Here is a 19,893-nt window from a genome sequence, read left to right on the forward strand (position 1 = left end):
CCCCAGATTTTTTTGATTCCCTTTCTTAAAGGGAAAATCCGGTGATAAGCGTATGCTTCCGAAGCAGCTTTCTTTCAGAAAGCTTTTAGGCGACCGCTTTGCTTTTTCAGGTTTTTTCTGTCTTCTCCGTTCACGTGTAAATTAAGAATAATTCAACTTATATAGGTTTATGGCATGATAGAAGGGATGGATGCATTCATGAATTTGTTTTATATTCAGTCCGCTGTAGATGGTGTAAATAAAGTAAAAAGTTATCTGAAAGATCATTATGTGGGCATTCCGTGGTCAGCGCTTGGTGATCTTGAGCAGGTGGCAATGGATAGCATTGTCGAACAGCTGGAACGGCGTTATAGCCTTATTGGCGGAGAATTGAACGATGCGGTTGAGACGGTACATACCTTTGTCAACCTGATGGAAGACAGTGATTATGTCGTGATGAAGGATGAGGATTGGATGTATGTCGGAGACCTCGGCGATTATTATTATGACGACTCGATTGGCACAAGTGACGATTTGATCTGCCACCGAAGGGGCGTAACCTGGCTTGGGCGAGTACCGCTTGAGGAGATCAATGAACATATGCAGAAATTGCTGAGCGAGCCCAAATTTATTGCTCAATTTATGTTGCCCGTAACGCAGGCTAAGCTGGAACAGGCCCTTAGGGGAACGGAGGGGGCAGCGGGCACAGCATTAACCGAAACGACAGAACTTGCAGCAATCAACACGTTAACAGGTAATATACCAGCGAGAGTTGAGCAAACAACAATCAATGCAGCACTGGAGGTTCTTAAATGTGCTTTGCAAAGTGAGAACGAACAGCTTCGAGTACAAGCGGCAGCAGCGATTCTGCAATATGCCAAATGCTAGCTCCCAAATTCGAGACGCAGTCTCTTACGGATCGTTGAAGTAAAGCAGCAGAAAAGGGACAACCGCTGTGGTTGTCCCTTGCCGTGCATAGAGAATCTTTTTACAAAAAGATAAGCAACAATGTTCCTGCCGCAAAGCAGTAGTATGAAAAATACTTCAGATTGCCACGAGCCATAATGCCCATAAACCATCTCATCGAGAAATAGGTAACGACCAGCGTGGTGATAAACGCAATCAGGTAAGGAATAGCCAGCTGAGCACGATTAGGATCATGCGCTATATCTGAAGCACCCATAATCACACCGCCCAAACTGATAGGGATGTAGAGCATAAAGGAAAACTTTAACGCCGTTTCCTGTTTCATGCCGACTGCAATGGACGAAATAACGGTAGCTCCTGAACGGCTGATGCCCGGAATAAGAGCAACGGCCTGTGCGAGTCCAACAAGCACAGCGTCCTTTGTTTTTAAATCACCGTCCTGTTTGCGACCGCGCAGATTACGAATAAGCCAAAGGGCCACACCTGTAATTAACAGGGCAAATGCAACTGTATAGACAGATGAGAAAATGTTTTCAATCGTATCCTTGAAAAATACAGCGATAACAGCAGCTGGAATCGTTCCAATCACGATATATAAGCAAAACATAAAGTCTGCCCGATATTCCGGTTTGCGGGTGCGCAGGTAACCCCATCCACCGGTGATCAGCTTCATGATGTCTTCCCGAAAAATAAATACAATCGCAATTAATGAGGCGGTGTTTGTCAAAATTTCAAATGAAAGGCCATTTTGCTTTAGCCCCATTAACCGCTGGGCAATAATCAAATGGCCGCTGGAAGAGACCGGGATCGGCTCCGTTCCGCCTTGAACAATGCCCAAAAGAAAGTACTTTAACCACAGTATAATCTGATCCATCTTGTCCTCCTTGAAACATTTCTTTACATTTTCTGGAATCATTCTCTTTGTTAAATCTCTCTATCCACTCTAATGATGATAGCCTTTTAACTTACTAGATGGCAAGTTTGGAATGAAATTGTCAGGGTAAAATGGAATATGAAGCCTGTTTCTGCAAGGAATAGATGAAGTTCGGAATGAATATATGAAGCTAGTATTGTCAAAAGGCTAGAGTCATGATATCGTTGATAACGATTATCAATATCATTTATTTGATTGAATCCAATACATTAAAGGTGGGGTTATTTTTGCGTATTACAAAAAGAAGTTCAATATGGATGATGATGGCTCTTGTATTTGTACTCATCCTGAGTGCGTGTGGTCAGTCTGTTTCAAATACAGCTAAAGACGGGGCAGAGAAAACGGCTGCATCCTCAGATGCCGCAGGCAAAACAAGTAACAATTCAGATGGTTCGACCGACACGGGAGCAGGTGCAGAAGATGAGATGGTTTCATTCCAGTCCGATGCTGGTGAAGTGAAAGTGCCGAAAAATCCGAAGCGGATTGTGGATCTGACAGCTTTCACCACAGGATATTTCGTAGCATTGGATGCTCCTGTCGTTGGAGCTGCATCAGGCTCGATGAAAAACAAATACATTAAGGAACAGCTTGCTTCACAAGGCACAACGGATTTAGGTGATCAGCCGCCTACGCCGGAGCAGCTTCTTGCTCTGAAGCCGGATCTGATTATTGTGTACACTGGTACGGAAGGCATCGACAAGCTGTCACAGATTGCACCTGTGGTTCAGATCGAATATGGTAAGCGCAACTACAAAGACTTGATGCTGGAACTGGGCAAACTCACCAACAGGGAAGATGCAGCTAAGGCCTGGATCAGCAAGTGGGAAGCTCAGATTAATGAATTGAAACCGAAGGTAGAAGCTGCTGTGGGCAAGCGAACCGTATCGATCCTGAATCCGTATGACAAAGGATTGTATGTGTTCGGTCATAACTATGGACGCGGGGGAGAGATTATTTACGGCGAGTTTGGACTGAAGGCACCAGCCAAGGCTCAGGCAGAAGCGATTGATAGCGGAACTGGCTGGGCTTCCATCTCCATCGAAGTGCTGCCGGATTATGCAGGGGACATTATTTTCACCAGCCCGTGGTCCGGGGACACAAGTGATTCCAAAAAGGTATACGAAAATGCGCTATGGAAAAACCTTCCGGCTGTAAAAGCCAATCATGTATTCCAGCTTGATCCATCGTCGGACACCTATAATGATCCGGTATCGTTGGAAGGACAGCTTAAATTTATTACAGACAGCTTGCTCTCGGCTTCCAAGTAGTTTTACAGATAGACTGGATATCTTACGATATAAAAAAGAAAAGAGGCTCTCATCATTAAGTGAGGGCCTCTTTTTGCACGTGGCGGGACATTAACAAACAGGCGAAATCCCCGTTCTCTTGCTCAACGAGCTTGCAACATGCTCACGGTTAGGAGCCAGTACAGTTTTGTGAATGCTTTCCGTTCCAGCTTCAATGGCCTGCTGATAATAGCTGCGTTTATGCTCAATAACCTCCATTGTTCTTCGGAGTTCTTCCATTTGGGCCTCGACGCTGGCTTTGCGCTCGGTAAACATGTCATACCTCTGACGCAAGGTTGTATCACCTTCCGAGCACCAGGCAATGAATTCTCGGATATCCTTGATCGGCATTCCGGTAGCTTTCAGACATTGGATTATTTTCAGGAAATCAATATCCGAGTCCTTGAATTGCCTCGTTCCGGTCGAATTGCGTTCGACGAAGGGCATCAGGCCTTCTTTATCATAGTAGCGTAATGTATATACAGTTAGATTCAGTTTTTTAGCGACTTCACTAATGGAATATGTCATATAGGTTTGTTCCTTTCAGTTCTAATCAGATCGAGATTAAAGCCGTATGGTACAGGCCATTAATTGATGCGAATGAATTCTATCATGCGGTCAGGAGTGATGTCAAAACGAACACTTTTAAAAAAAGTAGAGCAAAACATTTGACCTAGAGTTAACTATAGGGCGTAAGATAAAGAGGATTCCAAAATCATGAGGAGGTTATAACATTGATTACAGCTAAAGCCAGAGCCGTGGATGGACCAGATCAAGCCTTTCGTTCCGCAGAAATTAACCGCCGTGATCTGGATACCACAGATGTGTTAATTGAAATTAAATTTGCCGGCATCTGCCACTCGGATATTCATACAGCCCATGGGGAGTGGGGGCCAGTCAATTATCCACTCGTACCAGGGCACGAAATTGCAGGGATCGTCACTGAAGTAGGAAGCGGTGTATCAAAATATAAAATAGGCGACCGTGTAGGTGTTGGCTGTATGGTCGACTCTTGCGGCGAATGTGAGAATTGCCTTAAAGGTGAAGAGCAGTACTGTCTGAAAGGCAACATTCCAACCTATGCAGGTGTAGACAAATACGGTGAACCGACCCAAGGCGGCTATTCCACACATATTGTAGTAACCGAGGATTTTGTAGTACGCATTCCTGACAATATGGAGCTGGATGCTGCTGCACCGCTGTTATGTGCCGGAATTACCACCTACTCTCCGCTGCACCATTGGGGTGCTGGTCCAGGTAAGAAGGTAGCTATCGTAGGTATGGGCGGCCTTGGTCATATGGCAGTTAAAATCGCACATGCGATGGGAGCAGAAGTTACTGTTCTCTCTCAATCCCTGAGTAAAAAGGCAGATGGCCTGCATTTTGGCGCAGATCACTACTACGCAACGAGCGACCCGGAAACATTTGCAAAGCTGGCAGGATCATTTGATCTGATCCTTAATACGGTTAGTGCCAGCATTGACATCAATGCCTATTTCTCTCTGTTGACGCTGGATGGCACACTTGTCAACGTAGGTGCTCCGCCAGAGCCTCTCGCTGTCAATGTATTCTCATTGATCGGTCACCGCCGTTCATTTGCCGGCTCCCTGATTGGCGGCATACGGGAAACACAGGAGATGCTCGATTTCTGTGCCGAACACGGTATTGCACCGAGCATTGAGGTCATTTCTGCTGATCAGATTGATGAAGCATACAAGCGCGTACTTGCTTCTGATGTGAAATATCGCTTCGTTATTGATACCAGCACGATTTAAGGTAGAGAGCTCACAAGAAAGCCAATTTTGCCGAATTTTCGTTCCAAGCAAGGAAGTTTCCCGCAGGCGTGCCGAGGCACTTCAAGGGAAAGTGACGTAGCAGGGGGCGAAAAGGGGGGAAGATGCACTTCAGTAGGTTTCAAGACACGCCCTAGTAAAATAAAGATAATGCATCAGCAAAAGGAGCCCCTGTTTCCGAATATGGAAGCAGGGGCTCCTTGTTTCTTGCATCACGTAAGACGATTTTTTATTGCGCACCAACGACAGCATGAGGGATATATGGCTCTTCCAGAAAAGCGATGTCCTCCAAGGTCAGGTTTACGGATAATGCGCCTGTAGCGACATCCAGATGGGAATGTTTCGTTGCACCGATAATCGGTGCAGTCACCGGATCCTTTTGTAAAAGCCATGCCAGCGCAATGTGTGTGCGAGGCACATTGTACTTCTCGGCAATAGAGGCCACTCGTTCCACAATAACGCGATCCGCGTCACTAGTGGCATTATACTTCGATTTTTGTATCGCATCCGTCTCAGACCGATGCGTAGTCACAGACCAGTCTCTTGTCAATCTGCCAGAAGCGAGAGGGCTGTAGGGAGTAACGCCGATTTTTTCCTCTTTGCACAGAGGCAGCATCTCACGTTCCTCTTCACGGTAGATCAGGTTCAAATGATTCTGCATCGAAACAAACCTTGTCCAGCCGTTCTTCTCAGCCACATACAATGCCTTCTGGAACTGCCATGCAAACATGGCGGAAGCACCGATATATCGGGCTTTACCAGATTTGACCACATCATGCAGTGCTTCCATTGTTTCTTCAATAGGCGTGTTATAGTCCCAGCGATGAATGATATACAAATCCACATAATCCGTTTCGAGTCGTTTCAGACTTTTGTCGATTTCACTTAAAATGGCTTTCCTGGACAAGCCGGAACCGTTGGGGCCTTCATGCATTCGGCCATGAACTTTGGTTGCAATCACAACCTCATCACGGTTGGCATAATCCTTCAATGCTCGTCCAAGGTACTCCTCACTTGTGCCGCCGGAGTAAACATTTGCTGTATCAAAGAAATTAATGCCCAGATCAAGCGCCTTTCGAATAACAGAACGGGAGTCTTCTTCGTTAAGCACCCATTCGTGAATCCACTTGGTTGCATCCCCAAATCCCATACATCCGAGGCAAAGTCGGGATACATCGAGTCCTGTATTGCCCAGTTTGACGTATTCCATCGCGATCACATTTCCTTTCCATTCAAAAATTGCCGCGTATACGACAGGTTGGCTGTTTTCTGTTCTATTATGTCACAGTTCATGAATCAATCCCCTTGGAAGCAAGGGGGGCGAATAAAAGTATGGTTAAGTTTGAAAAACCAGGTCACTTGTACTTAGGTTACGAAAAAAGATTGAACGCAAAAATGCGCTATGATATAATCATGAGCGCAGTTGATATTTCATCGAATTAAAAAGGTGTAACATTATTTCTCCTAATTTAATCTTACATCGAATTCTTTGTTTTGTCAACCTGCTTTTTTATTCCAATAAATGGGTTAAGGAGTGGTTAAAACGATGACAGAAACAAATGATCGACAGTGGGAAAAGGAAAGACTGGCTCATGTTCGTCAAGAGCTGCAAGAACGACTTGATGAGCTAGAACCTCAAGTGGCTGGACTTGCAGAACAGGCGGCTGATATTCGCAAGCGCTTCTGGGAAGAAGTAACGATAAATACGAGTTCCTATACCGATTTTGAAGAGGCTTTTTATACGATAAACCAGCAATCACGCGTACTGGCTGAGCGAGAACGGGGACATCAGCTGCTCGTGCAGCAATGGAAAAGCGTGAATCGTCTGCTTCCTTCACCCTATTTTGGCCGAATTGACTTTAAGGAGAAGGGAATTAACTTCACCGAGCAGGTTTATATTGGCGTGTCCTCATTTACGGATAGGGAAGGGTTGAATTTTCTGATCTATGATTGGCGTACCCCGATCGCAAGTCTTTATTATGATCATGCCTCTGGTCCGGCAGATTACGAGACACCGATGGGACGAATCGAGGGTAGCGTGGAGCTGAAACGCCAGTTTCAGATTCAGGATGGTCAGCTGCTTGGCATGTTTGATGCCAGTGAGACGATTGGAGACGCTTTGCTTCAGGAGGTACTCTCCAAGGGAGCCAATTCTCAGATGAAAAGCATCGTGGCAACGATTCAAAAGGAGCAGAACGCGATCATCCGCGACGATCGAAGCCGAATGCTGATCGTGCAGGGGGCAGCGGGCAGCGGCAAGACGTCAGCGGCGCTCCAGCGAGTGGCCTATCTTTTATATAAACACCGCCAGAGCGTTAAAGCGGATCAGATGGTTCTTTTTTCGCCAAATCCGATGTTTGCCAGTTATATCTCGACCGTATTGCCTGAACTGGGTGAAGAAAATATTCAACAGACCACGTTTCAGGAATATTTGAATTACTGGCTGGGATCTTCCCTGAGCCCGGAGGACCCGCTCGACCAAATGGAGTATGTGCTGACAGCTGGAGAGGAAGCAGGGTATGCCGCACGATTGGAAGGAATTCGGTACAAAGCGTCCCCTGCATTTCTGGAGGCGTTGAAAAATTACGGTGAATGGCTCGGCCGGGAAGGCATAAAATTTGTTGGCATTCGATTCCGCGATCGCGAGTTCATTACTTCAGCACAGATGAAGGCGCAATTTTCCAGCTATGATGTGAAGTTATCGTTGCCCAGTCGTATTCTGCTATTGCAGGAATGGCTGCTGAAAGAGCTGGCCCTGTTGGAGCAGCAGGAGCGGCATGCAGATTGGGTGGAGGAAGAATTGACTTATCTCGATATGGATGATTACGCGGATGTGTATCGCAAACTGCACAAAGAGAAGCCTGTTTTTGAAGTGGCTGAGCAGTATGCAGCTCGTGAGAATGCGAGTAAACGCCCTGATCTGGATGAAGGAGCCTTTGATTTTGTGGAGCGAGAGGAGCGACTGCTGCGGCGTAATGTTGTGAAACAGATGTTCAAACCGTTAAGACAGCGGGTGCGGAAGTTCAAATTCGTGAATGTTCAAGCGGTGTATGAGCAGTTATTTGTAGACGAGGCTGCTTATAAGGAACGCACGAGTGGTGCAATTGTTCCGCCTTACTGGGACGAAATCTGCAAACAAACGATCGACATGCTGCATCAAAACAAACTGTTTCATGAAGATGCTACTCCGTATTTATATGTCAAAGAAATCATTGAAGGTGTGCGCATCAACACGGATATCCGTTATGTATTTGTGGATGAGGGGCAGGATTATTCGGCATTCCAGTATGAATATATCAAAAAGCTGTTTCCCCGCGCCCGATTGACCGTGCTGGGTGATTTCGGTCAGGCCATCTATATGCAGGCAACGGAGCTTGCTGCTGCGGATTCTCCATTAACCGGATTATACGGTGAAAAAGAAACCAGACTTATCCGGCTGCTGCAAAGTTATCGTTCAACACGTGAAATTGTCGAATTCACCAGAGCCATGCTGCCAGGCGGCGAAGAAATTGTTGCTTTTGACAGAAGAGATCAGAAGCCGCAGCTCATACAAACGGGCATAGCAGAGAGCCGACATGATGCGCTTATTAGCAAAGATGTTGCCGAGCTGCAAGCGGAGGGCTTTCAATCGATTGCCATCATAACCAAAACAGCAGCAGAGAGCCGCATGGCTTATGAGCGTCTACAGGCACAAGGGATGGGAAAACTGAAGCTGATTACGAAGGAAACCGAACAGTTTGAAAAAGGCTGCATGGTGATCGCGGTTTATCTAGCCAAAGGTGTGGAATTTGATGCTGTGCTCGTATATGACGCTTCAGCGGAACAATATGGCGAAGAGTATGATCGCAAGCTGCTCTACACGGCCTGTACTCGCGCGATGCATCGTTTGCATTTATATGCCAAGCAGCATTGGTCACCTTTTGTGCAAGCACTGCCTGAAGGACTTTATGAGAAACGCGAAGAAACTTGTGCTCCTGGAAAAGCTGCTGACCAGCTGCCTCTCCATGATCTGGAGGATTGAGTTTTCGACTCATGAATTACATGAATTACACATCGAGCCCTCGTCATGTTTGGTGACGGGGGCTTGATGTTGTAAGGTTTAACCTTTGACTGCGCCGGCTGTAAGACCGCTGACGATATATTTTTGACCAAACAGATAAAGAATGAACACAGGCAGGGAGGTCAGTACGAGATTAGCGAAGATCAGATTCCAGTCCCGGCTGTACTTGCCGTAGAAGTTGTAGATGGATAGCGGCATGGTCCAGGTCGAGCTGTCTGTCAGGAAATAGACGGGAATTGTGATATCGTTCCACACGGACATAAATACCATGATGGCTACCGTGGCATTTACAGGCAGAATGAGCGGTGTAACGATGCGGAAGAACACACCGAACACACTGGCACCTTCCAGAAAAGCAACTTCGTCCAGTGCTCTTGGAATGGTTTTGATAAACCCGCTGTACAGGAAAACACTAAACGCTGTATTAAGTGCAGCGTAGATCAGGATCACACTTGTGATGCTTCCGTAAAAGCCCAGGCCTTGAACTACACGGATGGTTGTGATGATCGACATTGGCGCGATAAGCCCCATGAAAAAATACATATAGATCGTTCCGGACCAACGGGTATCCCGTCTGGCGAGAATAAAAGCAGCTGCCGATGAAGCGGCAATGTTAATAATAGAAGAGATTCCCGTGATCCAGATGCTGTTAAGGAACGCCCGTGACAAGCCACCCTCCTGAAAGACACGAACATAGTTCGAAAATTGCCAGCTTTCCGGCAGGCTTAGCGAGAAGCTTAGCACTTCTGCACTTGTTTTGAAAGATCCCAGGATCAGAATGACAAGTGGCAGCAGAACAATCAGGGAAGCGAGAATCAGGAAACCTTCTACAATGAAGTCGCGGATGGCGAGTTTGCGAGTATAGCTCATATTATTCCGTAACCTCCTTGCGCCGCATGAAAATCAGGAGTGGTATAGCGATAATGGTCACAACTACAAACAGAAGGGTGTTCACAGCCGTTCCAAGCCCCCAGTTTCCTTCTCCAAAGGAACGCAGAATGATTGTACCTACAACCTGAGATGCATTGCCCGGACCTCCGCCCGTCATAACGTAAACCTCCGAGAACACTTTCAGTCCGCCAATTAAAGTCAGCATCAGGTTGATGTTAATCGCGGGCAGCAGGAGAGGCAGTGTAATTTTGAAAAAGCTTCTCCATGAGCTTGCTCCGTCGATTTTGGCGGCTTCATAATATTCCTGTGAAATGGATTGCAGACCGGCCAGATAGATAGCCATCTGAAACCCTGCGCTTTGCCAGATCGAAACGATGGCAATCGTCCAGATGACAATCGAAGGATTCGTCAGCCAGGCTTGACTCAGGGAGCTGAGTCCGATGGCTTCGAGCAGGTTGTTTATTGTGCCCTCGGTACGCAGCATCGGTGTAAACAGAATACTGATCACCAGGATGCTGAGGATGGAGGGAGAGTAGAAGATGGCTCGCAGCAAATTTTTGGTGCGAAGTCTCATATTCAGACCTACGGCGAGCAGCAGACCGATGACATTTTTGCCAACCACCGTCACAATGGCAAAGATGGCTGTGTTCTGAAGCGCCAGAATCAGCGTTTTGTCCGAAAAAATTTTCCTGAAATTATCCCAGCCAATGAAACTTAACTCCAGCCGATCCAGCCGCCAATCTGTAAAGGAATAATAAAAACCCGTGATGGCCGGAATAACAAAGAAGACAGAGTAGATGATCAGCGCAGGAAATATCATATAGTATGAATATAAATTTTTAGCCCGTTTCATATGTCACGCTCCGTTATAGGCAGACAGCATAACCTGTCATCAGATGAAGCTGACCGTGTTATGCTGCCTTGGTTTTGTATTGGATGTGTATTGTTCTGCTTGCTGTAAACTAGAAGCCGGAAATGCCTTTGTCCTGCATCAGCTGGCTGAATTTCTCATCCCATGATTTCAATACTTCCTCCGGTGTCAGGCCGCCTGCGAACTGGTCCTGCAGCAAACGGTACAGCTCACTGCGGTCAACCAGCATGTAGGCATCTGTTGTGAGCACGGTTTTCTTCGGTGTAATGTAATTGTCGACAATATCCTGTTTGTATGCCGGCAGTTCAGGTGTAGTAACGTCATTAAGATTGGATACATATCCTTTGGCGTCCACAATTTTTTGTGCAACGTCTTTGGAGGCAATGTAATCAAGGAACTGTTTGGCTTCTTCCAGATGTTTGGACTTTTTCGGGATAAACAGCTGGCCGCCGAGCGGACTTGCACCCAAACTTGCATCTTCGGAAGATGGAATCGGGAAGACCCCCAGCTCCATGCCTGGGTCCTGTTCTGCTACGCCTTCAATCAGCCAGTCTCCCATAAACATCATGGCAACTTCCTTGTTGAGGAATTTGCCTACCGCCATATCATAGCTGTCACTCAGCACATCCGCGTTGGTGTATCCTTTGGAATACACCTCGTACTGCTGCTCAAGAAAGGTTTTGAACTCAGGCACATCCGACCATTTTTTCTTGTTGCTATTCACATCGTCAAAAAAAGTGGGGTCATGTTTAGCGGCAAAATCAGCAAAAGCGGCAGCGGGCCAAATGTTGGCTGCCCAGGCATCTTTATATGGCATGAATACAGGGGTGATGCCGCTGGCTTTGATTTTCTCGCAGATGGCTAGAAATTCTTCATAATTCTTCGGAATGGATAAGCCGAGCTCCTCAAATATCTTCTTGTTGTATACAACGCCCTGCATGCCTGTATCCTGACTGACATGGAAGCTATAGATGTGACCGCCAGAAGAAAGCACGTCTTTATTCACAATTCTGCCGGCCCAAGGTTCGTTGTCCAGAATCTCGAAATTGCGCTCCAGATTCAGGTCAGTGACGGCGCTTGCGAGGTTGTACTGAATAATGTCGGGTGTCTCGTCAACAGCCAGCTTGGTCTGAAGCACCGTAGTCGTTTGCTCTGCGGGAATCAGCTGCAGATTCACTCGTATATTTGTCTTTTTCTCGAAGTCATCCAGCACATCTTTTTGAATGAAGGCGGAATCCTGTGAGCTTTTGGATATGGCAAGTTCAAGCGTGACCTTGGCGTTTTTGCCCTCCTCACCTGCTGATGAGCCGTTGTCCGAGCTGTCTGATCCGCAGGCTGTAAGTCCGATCGTTAACATGCTTGCCAATATCAAGGCTGGTACTTTTTTTGCTTTATGCAATTTCAATGTGAAATCCCCCTCTAGATCATCTCTTGAATCCGTTTGCACATCCGATTATAGATATATTCATGCTGTGGGTACATGTCTGTGGTTGAACATTCATGTGTAAAATACTGAACTTGAAATCGCTATCATTTCATAAAGACCCGTGATACAGTGGTCATGGAACGTTGAAGCACGGATATAACACCATGGTTATTCAGGAGTGTGATGCAGGACATGTTTAATCTTGTAAAGAGCGCACCACAATTCAGCTTGCAAACGAAGGTGCTTCTGACCTTCTTGGTTTTGCTTTTATTTGTGCTAGGATGCTTCATTGTCTACGTTAATGTCGTGGTGGTTACCCCGCTTAGACAAAAGACAGAGCAGGATTTGCTCGTTGCTGCAACAAAAGTGCGAGAGCAGGTGGATTTGTATGTTGAGCAGCAGAATCAGATGTCACAGCGCATATTGTCTAACAAGGATATTTTCACCGCAATGAACAAAAGCTCGCTTGCTCCGAATAATTATGAACGCTTGAAGCAGATTCGCGTCCTGAAGGATATTATGTTCCAGGCCATTGGGCCAAGTATGAACATAAAGGACATGTCCATTTATGATAAGCAGGGTGTGCTGCTTACATCGTATCTGGGCATCAGTAACCCTGCTGCTCTCCTTCGGGATATGCTGGATAAAAGTCGTGCAGGACGCGCATGGCAGGAACAGGGGTTTGTGCTGGTGCGCCAGTCCAACCATATCTCCTTTGTACGTACGATTAATGATCAGAACGGCAAAGTATATGGTTATCTCAGCATTCAAATGGACCAGGCGTATATTCAGAATCTGACCGGAGGTATTACGGTAGGGGATGTCTATATTCTGAATAAGCATGGAGAACAGATGACGGGCTCGCAAACCGAAAGCGGACGGTTACAAGAATGGACAAATCCGTCAACTTCGGAAGGGTTGAATGTCAACAGGTTTGATCAATACATCACACATGCCATGTCTCCACAAACAGGCTGGATTACAACCATTATTACGCCCAAAGCATCTGTTCTGGGCTCCATTCGCTCCGTGCAGACGATGTCCATTCTTCTGATTACTGGCCTTATGCTGTTTTCCTTTGTATACATTTTTGTGTCGACACGTAATCTGCTGCTTCCGATTCGTAAGCTCCGCAGTCAGATCTGGCGTATGAATTACAGTAATTTGCATCTCAAATTGGAGAAGACCCCTAAAAATAATGATCTGTTGCTTCTTAATGAAGCTTTCCAGGATTTACTCCATCGGTTACAGCGATCCATTGAGCGTGAAAAGGAGGCTTTGCATGAAGAGGTAAAAGCTCGCAATTCGGCTCTACAGGCTCAGATTGCGCCTCACTTCATTCATAATGTGCTTTATCTGATCAGTATTGCTGCTCAAGAAGGCAGGAACAGGGCTGTATCCGATATGTGCAAACATCTCTCGGATAGCCTGCGCTATATTGTGTCATCACCCTATGCACACGTGACTCTGGATGAAGAGCTGGAGCATACCCGTCATTACCTGTCGCTGGTGCAACAGAAATATGAGGAGGATCTGGAGTGGGAGATTGTTGCTGATGAGATGGGCAGTGAGGTCAAGCTTCCCCGGCTGGTCATTCAGCCATTTGTGGAAAATTGTATAGAGCATGCCTTTACCCGGACAGCACCTCCCTGGCGTATCCGGATTACAGTGAAACAATATAACGGACTATGGGCTCTTGAGATTACAGACAACGGCGATGGGTTCCAAGCAGACAAAATCAAGGAAATCATGGACAAGCTGCAGACAACAGATGACGAATCACAGATGGTCCTGAGTCAGCAGCCAGCACTCGGCAATATGGGTATAATCAACAGCGTCAATAGACTCAAACTCATGTACTGCAATCGATTGTTTGTGAATATATTCAATCATTCATCCGACAAGGAACAGGGTGCTACCGTTCAGATCATCGGTTCATTGACCAAGGATTTTTATTAATACAGGAGGGACAGCAGATGTACAATGTGATGATTGTGGAAGACAGCAAACCGATCCTGCGCAACATTCAAATGCTTCTCTCTTCCCTGGAGTATCCTGTGCAAGTGGCGGCTACAGCCGCCAACGGAGAGGAGGCGCTGGAGGTGATTCAGAAGCATCATATTGACTTGATTCTGACGGATATCCGTATGCCGCGAATGGATGGATTGGCGCTGATTGAACAGGCCAAGGAGGCCAATCCCGATCTGAAGGTTGTATTGATCAGCGGGTATAGTGATTTTGTATACACCAGAAAGGCACTAAGCTTGCAGGTATTTGATTACTTGTTAAAGCCGGTGGAACGGGAGTCGCTGGAGGAGGTCATCGGAAGAGTTGTAGAGCAGCTGGATCAACGGAAAGTGAAAAATCTGGTTGATCTGCGTGAAATTATTGACGTGCAGCATGTTGATGCAGGCCAAGACTCTGGTGAATATGCACCGCTCTATACTCAGGTGATGATTATGATGCGCAGACAACCTTTTACAGGAGACAAAGGGGCTTGGGGGCTGGAACAGCTTCAGGCCATGATGAACTCTTTTTTCACACCTCATTACTGCCGGGTGTATTTAAGCCAAAAAGAAGATCAGTATGTCGTTTTTGTTCATCACCGTGCAATGGATTCGTATACTTCCATGTATGAATGTCTTGAAACGTTACGCAGAACCCTTGCGACACATGAGATCCATGTCATGATCGGAGGACAGCCGCTGTCTTCTGAACGGGATAAGGTAACTGACATCTACCATCGTATAGGTTCCCTGCTGGCTGAACAGCAGCGTCTTATGCAGGGCATCACCCTGGATACAGGTAATCCGGTCTCTATGGTTCGGTCCGAAGCAGGCGTGCTGGACCGTGCAGCAGAAGCTTCCTTTGTGCAAATGATTCAACTGCTTCGCAAAGAAAATGTTACGCTCAAGCTTACGGAACTGCTTCAGCGCTGGCTTGACGAGCATGTGCATATGACGGAGATTGAACGTTTCATGGGTTTGATCGTTGATACGTTTGCTCATTTTTTTGAAGAGCAGGGGTCGGGAATGAGGCTGGCATTAGAGATGAGATGCAGACAGCTGATGGACTTGCCAGTATACACTGATTTTTGCAAGGAACTGACGGAATGGATCGAGCAATGCTTTGATATGCTGCAATCTCAGGTTCGACGGAGCGGTTCGCTATTATTTGAGAAGATTGATGAGTATATACGTTTAAATAAATACTCTGCCTTGTCCATTCGTGATATTGCGGACAAGTTCCACATCAGTCCTTCTTATGTTAGCCGGGTTATCAAGAGTGAAACAAGTGTTACTTTTGTGCAATACTATAACCGCCTTAAAATTGAGGAAGCCTGCCGTCTGATGGCCGATCAGCCCGAGATGAAATTCAGAGAGCTGGCTGAGCTGCTTGGCTTCACCGATCAACATTATTTTTCCAGGGTGTTCAAAGAATATAAGGGACTTCGTCCAACGGAATACAAGCAACAGCTGATCGATCTTTCATAAGCAGAGAGTTGGAGCAGGCGTTCATTCAGGTGCAGAAGTGCAAGGTTTTATGCAAATTATTCAGTAGAAATTCTGATAAAATAGAAGCAAGTTTTCAGAGGATAAAAAGTATGCTTAGGAGGTCGCACGGCATGAACAAACCGATGATTGGGGTACTGCCTTTGTATGATACGGACAAAAAAAGTTACTGGATGCTTCCTGATTATATGAAGGCGATTGAAGCGTCGGGCGGGATACCGGTCATGCTGCCATTAACGACGGACGAGGACATGATCACAGCGCTGGCGAACACCTTTGACGGATTTCTGTTTACCGGTGGACATGATGTGAATCCGGAGCTTTACGGTGAGCGGATGCAGAGCGTCTGTGGCGAGTTATGTATAGAGCGGGATAGAATGGAGGCTGTTCTGTTTGAAAAAGTGATTGCGCTGGGCAAACCTGCCTTCGGCATATGCCGTGGATTACAGCTGTTTAACGCTATATTAGGCGGAACGTTATATCAGGATATCCCCACAGCTTTTGATGCAGAGCAGAAAATTGCTCATCAGCAAAAACCCCCGTACACCAATCTCGTACATTTCGTACATATTGAAAAGCATAATTTGCTGCATGATATCTTGCAGACGGACCAGATTCGGGTTAACAGTTATCACCATCAGGGCATTAAAACGTTGTCCGATCAATTAGTAGCTGCAGCGATTGCGGAGGATGGGCTGATTGAATCTGTCGTCATGCCTGGCTGCTCGTTTGTGCTCGCTGTTCAGTGGCATCCGGAGTATAGTTATGCCGTGGACGAGTACAGCCAGCAGCTGTTTACAGCTTTCGTGAGCGCCTGCTGTTCAGCTCGATTCAATAGTCCGATGCAGGATATTATAGCCTGATTCAATGTGTAGGGCGTGGTCAAGGGACATTCGGTGAATATGACAAAGACCTTCTCATTTGACTGAGGAGGTCTTTTGCAGAAGAACATGTTAGTTGAAAATATGTCACAATCCGGATTCTGCTTTTGCATTCCCTTCATTGGCACTGAGGGTAGCAATCAGTTTTTCGCCTTCAACGTCGAGATTAGGCAGGATGCGATCCAGCCATTTCGGAAGAGACCAGGCTTTGTCGCCAAAAATCGCCATAATGGCAGGCACCAGAGCCATTCGGATGATAAAAGCATCGATTAGAATGCCGATCGCCAGCGTGAATCCAATCTGTTTAATCATTACATCATCGGTAAAGATAAAACCAGCAAATACGGAAACCATGATAACTGCTGCTGCTACAACGACACGACTAACCTGATTATAACCATGTACAACCGATTCGGTGCCGCGGTGACCGTGGACATAGGATTCGCGCATGGAGCTAACCAGGAACACCTGATAATCCATGGCAAGACCGTACAGAATCCCGGTTACAATAATAGGCATGAAGCTAAGCAGCGGGCCGCCTGTATCGAAACCGAAGAGGGAATGCAGCCAGCCCCACTGGAACACAGCTGTCGTCATGCCGAATGTAGCCAGGATACTAAGCAAGAATCCGATGGTTGCTTTGATCGGAACGATGATCGAACGGAATACAAGCAGCAAGATAATTAATGAAAGTAGAATGATAATGCCTACATAGATCGGGAAAACCTGAGCCAGCTTGGCGGACATATCAATATTTACGGCGGTAAGTCCGGTGACGCCAAGTTTGACGTCATATGTCTTGGCCATGCTGGAGTCTGCCGACCGCAAATCGTAGACTAGCGTTTTTGTCGCATTATCGTTAGGACCTGTCTTGGGAATCAGACTGAAAATAGCCATTTCCTCCGTCATGCCTAAAGGTGAGACTTGAGCCACGTTATTCTGGCCTTGCAGCTCCATGGCGAGTCCGCCCAGAAGCTCAGGTGTCATTTTGGCAGAGGCATTACGCGGTTCAGCGACCAGGATCAATGGTCCGTTGAAGCCTTCTCCAAAACCTTTCGAGATCGCATCATAGCTCTGTCTTGCATCCGTATCCAGGTTCGCTGACGAAGCACCCGGGATACCCATTTCCATTTTTGTAATCGGAGTGGCGGCAAACCCCAGAACGAGGATAATCGCAATAATGGTCGCCCAGCGATTTTTAATGATGAATTTGACCCATCTGTTGGCCACGCCATGACTTGACGCCTCTGATGTACTGGCAGCTTTCGCACGTGCTTTTTTCGAGCAGATTCGTTCACCAACAAGACCAAGCAAGGCGGGCAGAAGGGTTAACGCAACGAATACGTTGATCAGTACTGTCGCAGCTGCGACGAGTGCCATCGTGGACAAGAAGGTCAGTCCAATGACAAGCATACCGCATAGGGCGATAATGACCGTTAATCCAGCAAAAAACACAGCACTGCCCGATGTGCCAATCGCCCGGGCTGTAGCTTCCTGTGCGCTCAGGCGCTGATCAATAATCATCCGGCGCTGACGGTTGACGATGAAGAGTGCATAGTCGATGCCGACAGCCAGACCTACCATCAGAGCCAGAACGGATGTAACACTTGGCATATCAACAAATTTGGAGATTGAGAATGCTCCGCCGACCCCGATAGCTACTCCAAGAAGGGCTGTGATCAGTGGCAGACCTGCTGCAACAACGGAACCAAGGGTAATCAGCAGTACGATGACCGCGATAACAAGCCCCACAATTTCAGCAGAGCCAACCCCGATGGATACCGATTTAAGCGTTTCACCTGGCAATACTTTAATCTGTGTTCCTTGTTCAACTTTCATGACCGAATGAATGACGGAATCGAAGACATCCTGCGTAATGGCGGATTGTTCAATTGTGAACTGGAACTGAAACAGCGCCGTGCTCCCATCGGAAGAGATCAATACGCCTGGAACAGGAACATTGTTCACTATTAATGGGCCATATGGAGGCGGAGAAGCTGTAGCTGACTGAGCCATGCTCATCGCTTGAGCTGCGTCCGCAGATGCTCCTGAGCTATTCGCTTGCGCAGCTGCTGCATAGTCGGCTGGATTGATCACTTTCTCCAGCCCGTAAACTTCGCTGACACCTTTCATGATGGCAGCTCCACGCTCGGGTGTATCCAGCCGCTCATTGTCCGGCGCTTTGAACACAACGCTTCCTTGACCGCCGGAGGCCGCAGGCAGTTCTTTTGCAAGCTGATCCAGAACTTTCTGTGATTCTGTGCCTTCAATTTTCATTTCGGAACTGATACGGACGCCGTTGATGCTGATCATGGAGATAACAATCCCCAGAATAATCACCCATCCAATAATGAAATAAGCGGGCTTGCGAAAAGCGGTTTTTCCTATTTTGTATAATAAGGTAGACATTTCTCTCTTTTACACTCCTTCTATTATAAGTATGGCATTTACGATGATGGATTATTAAAAGGGTAGGGCAGGAATGGAAGAGATTAAAACCCTTTCCGCAAATGATCAAACACCGTTTCCATAAACTGCTCAAACGGGACTGCATCAGAGGCAGCGCTGGCAGCGATCTGCTGCCCGGGCAAACGCACATTCAATCTTCCCTCAATCAAGGGCAGCACGGTGCCATAGATGGCGCTGATCAGCAAGTACGTATAGATCTCGTCGTATTGTCCGTTTGACAGGTCGAGCAGGGTTTCCTGAGCCTGAGTCTGCAGCCGGTGCATCGCAGCCAAATAGTGAGGTTCAAGCACGGGATAGGTTCGGGACAAGATGACAAGTTGATGCAGTCTGCCAATCAATTCGGACGTGAGTTGCATTTTAACCAGTTCATACATAATCTCCAGCAATGTTGCATGGTCCGGAAGCTGGGTGAGCAGATGTTCCAGCTCAGCTGTATTCGGCACGGACAGGGCCCCTAGCGCAACCGCTTCTTCCTTGCATGTAAAGTAGTTGGCAAATGTTCTGCGCGAACATCCGACCTGCTGCACGATATCTTCTACCGTGAACCCGTCGAGTCCATGCTCTAGCGTCAGGTTAAAAGCCACTCCTGCGAGTGCTTTCTCCGTGGCTTCTTTTTTTAAATGTCGCAAAGTTCGTTTCATAATGGTATACCGCCTATGCGTTCGCCTCCTTGGGATGGATAGAAGAAAATAAATGGTTGTTTCATTTGTGAAAATAATCATAACAATAACTTGCTCATTGTGCAAATTTACTCATTGTGCAATATTTTTCGTGGATGAATATCCAGTAAAAATTTATGAATATACATTGAGGTTCAGTTCAGATTGTACAAAGGTATTCATAAAATCTATACAAACATTAATA

The 19,893-nt window shown here is 46.7% G+C and carries 15 protein-coding genes; 7 read left to right on the forward strand and 8 right to left on the reverse strand.

Features of this window, described 5'->3' with window-relative positions; genetic code table 11:
* Nucleotides 1–198 precede the first annotated feature (198 nt).
* Nucleotides 199–867: a hypothetical protein gene (locus tag HNR77_RS05220; protein ID WP_184181463.1), complete on the forward strand. Its 669-nt coding sequence runs from the start codon at nt 199–201 to the stop codon at nt 865–867.
* Nucleotides 868–967: 100 nt separating this feature from the next.
* Here HNR77_RS05220 and HNR77_RS05225 read toward each other — a convergent pair whose 3' ends face one another.
* Nucleotides 968–1,780, reverse strand: a complete 813-nt coding sequence (locus HNR77_RS05225) for an undecaprenyl-diphosphate phosphatase (protein ID WP_184181465.1) — start codon at nt 1,778–1,780, stop codon at nt 968–970.
* Between the two features lie 215 nt (nt 1,781–1,995).
* Between HNR77_RS05225 and HNR77_RS05230 the strand changes: the two genes are divergently transcribed.
* Nucleotides 1,996–3,108, forward strand: a complete 1,113-nt coding sequence (locus HNR77_RS05230) for an ABC transporter substrate-binding protein (protein WP_260410323.1) — start codon at nt 1,996–1,998, stop codon at nt 3,106–3,108.
* A gap of 90 nt (nt 3,109–3,198) precedes the next feature.
* Here HNR77_RS05230 and HNR77_RS05235 read toward each other — a convergent pair whose 3' ends face one another.
* Nucleotides 3,199–3,654, reverse strand: a complete 456-nt coding sequence (locus HNR77_RS05235; protein ID WP_184181467.1) for a MerR family transcriptional regulator — start codon at nt 3,652–3,654, stop codon at nt 3,199–3,201.
* 206 nt (nt 3,655–3,860) lie between these two features.
* On the opposite strand from HNR77_RS05235, the gene HNR77_RS05240 reads away from it, so the two are divergent.
* Nucleotides 3,861–4,901: an NAD(P)-dependent alcohol dehydrogenase gene (locus tag HNR77_RS05240; RefSeq protein WP_184181469.1), complete on the forward strand. Its 1,041-nt coding sequence runs from the start codon at nt 3,861–3,863 to the stop codon at nt 4,899–4,901.
* Between the two features lie 247 nt (nt 4,902–5,148).
* On the opposite strand, the gene HNR77_RS05245 is transcribed toward HNR77_RS05240, so the two are convergent.
* Nucleotides 5,149–6,129 (reverse strand): aldo/keto reductase, encoded by a 981-nt coding sequence (locus HNR77_RS05245; protein WP_184181470.1) that lies wholly within the window; start codon nt 6,127–6,129, stop codon nt 5,149–5,151.
* 336 nt (nt 6,130–6,465) lie between these two features.
* On the opposite strand from HNR77_RS05245, the gene helD reads away from it, so the two are divergent.
* Nucleotides 6,466–8,940 carry an RNA polymerase recycling motor HelD gene (helD, locus tag HNR77_RS05250; protein ID WP_184181472.1) on the forward strand — a complete coding sequence of 825 codons (2,475 nt, stop codon included), beginning with the start codon at nt 6,466–6,468 and terminating at the stop codon, nt 8,938–8,940.
* Nucleotides 8,941–9,018: 78 nt separating this feature from the next.
* Here the strand turns inward: helD and HNR77_RS05255 are convergent, their stop codons facing one another.
* The 3 genes from HNR77_RS05255 to HNR77_RS05265 all read right to left on the reverse strand — a co-directional run bounded on the left by HNR77_RS05255 (nt 9,019) and on the right by HNR77_RS05265 (nt 12,098).
* On the reverse strand, nt 9,019–9,849 hold the full coding sequence (locus HNR77_RS05255; RefSeq protein WP_111268873.1) for a carbohydrate ABC transporter permease: 831 nt from the start codon (nt 9,847–9,849) through the stop codon (nt 9,019–9,021).
* A gap of 1 nt (nt 9,850) precedes the next feature.
* Nucleotides 9,851–10,723: a carbohydrate ABC transporter permease gene (locus HNR77_RS05260; protein ID WP_184181474.1), complete on the reverse strand. Its 873-nt coding sequence runs from the start codon at nt 10,721–10,723 to the stop codon at nt 9,851–9,853.
* A gap of 109 nt (nt 10,724–10,832) precedes the next feature.
* Nucleotides 10,833–12,098, reverse strand: coding sequence for an ABC transporter substrate-binding protein (locus tag HNR77_RS05265; protein WP_184181897.1), 1,266 nt, complete (start codon nt 12,096–12,098; stop codon nt 10,833–10,835).
* A 261-nt stretch (nt 12,099–12,359) separates the two neighbouring features.
* On the opposite strand from HNR77_RS05265, the gene HNR77_RS05270 reads away from it, so the two are divergent.
* The 3 genes from HNR77_RS05270 to HNR77_RS05280 all read left to right on the forward strand — a co-directional run bounded on the left by HNR77_RS05270 (nt 12,360) and on the right by HNR77_RS05280 (nt 16,542).
* The gene (locus tag HNR77_RS05270) at nt 12,360–14,126 is read left to right on the forward strand and encodes a sensor histidine kinase (RefSeq protein ID WP_184181476.1); all 1,767 of its coding nucleotides are present in this window, start codon (nt 12,360–12,362) and stop codon (nt 14,124–14,126) included.
* A 17-nt stretch (nt 14,127–14,143) separates the two neighbouring features.
* Nucleotides 14,144–15,661 (forward strand): response regulator transcription factor, encoded by a 1,518-nt coding sequence (locus HNR77_RS05275; RefSeq protein WP_184181478.1) that lies wholly within the window; start codon nt 14,144–14,146, stop codon nt 15,659–15,661.
* Between the two features lie 131 nt (nt 15,662–15,792).
* A complete protein-coding gene (locus HNR77_RS05280; RefSeq protein WP_184181480.1) occupies nt 15,793–16,542 on the forward strand; it encodes a gamma-glutamyl-gamma-aminobutyrate hydrolase family protein in 750 nt (249 codons plus the stop codon).
* Between the two features lie 105 nt (nt 16,543–16,647).
* Here HNR77_RS05280 and HNR77_RS05285 read toward each other — a convergent pair whose 3' ends face one another.
* Both HNR77_RS05285 and HNR77_RS05290 read right to left on the reverse strand, forming a co-directional pair.
* A complete protein-coding gene (locus tag HNR77_RS05285; RefSeq protein ID WP_184181482.1) occupies nt 16,648–18,969 on the reverse strand; it encodes an MMPL family transporter in 2,322 nt (773 codons plus the stop codon).
* An 83-nt stretch (nt 18,970–19,052) separates the two neighbouring features.
* A complete protein-coding gene (locus HNR77_RS05290) occupies nt 19,053–19,670 on the reverse strand; it encodes a TetR/AcrR family transcriptional regulator (protein WP_260410325.1) in 618 nt (205 codons plus the stop codon).
* Nucleotides 19,671–19,893: the final 223 nt, after the last annotated feature.

This window comes from Paenibacillus sp. JGP012 (assembly GCF_014203995.1).
Taxonomy (GTDB): domain Bacteria; phylum Bacillota; class Bacilli; order Paenibacillales; family Paenibacillaceae; genus Paenibacillus; species Paenibacillus silvae.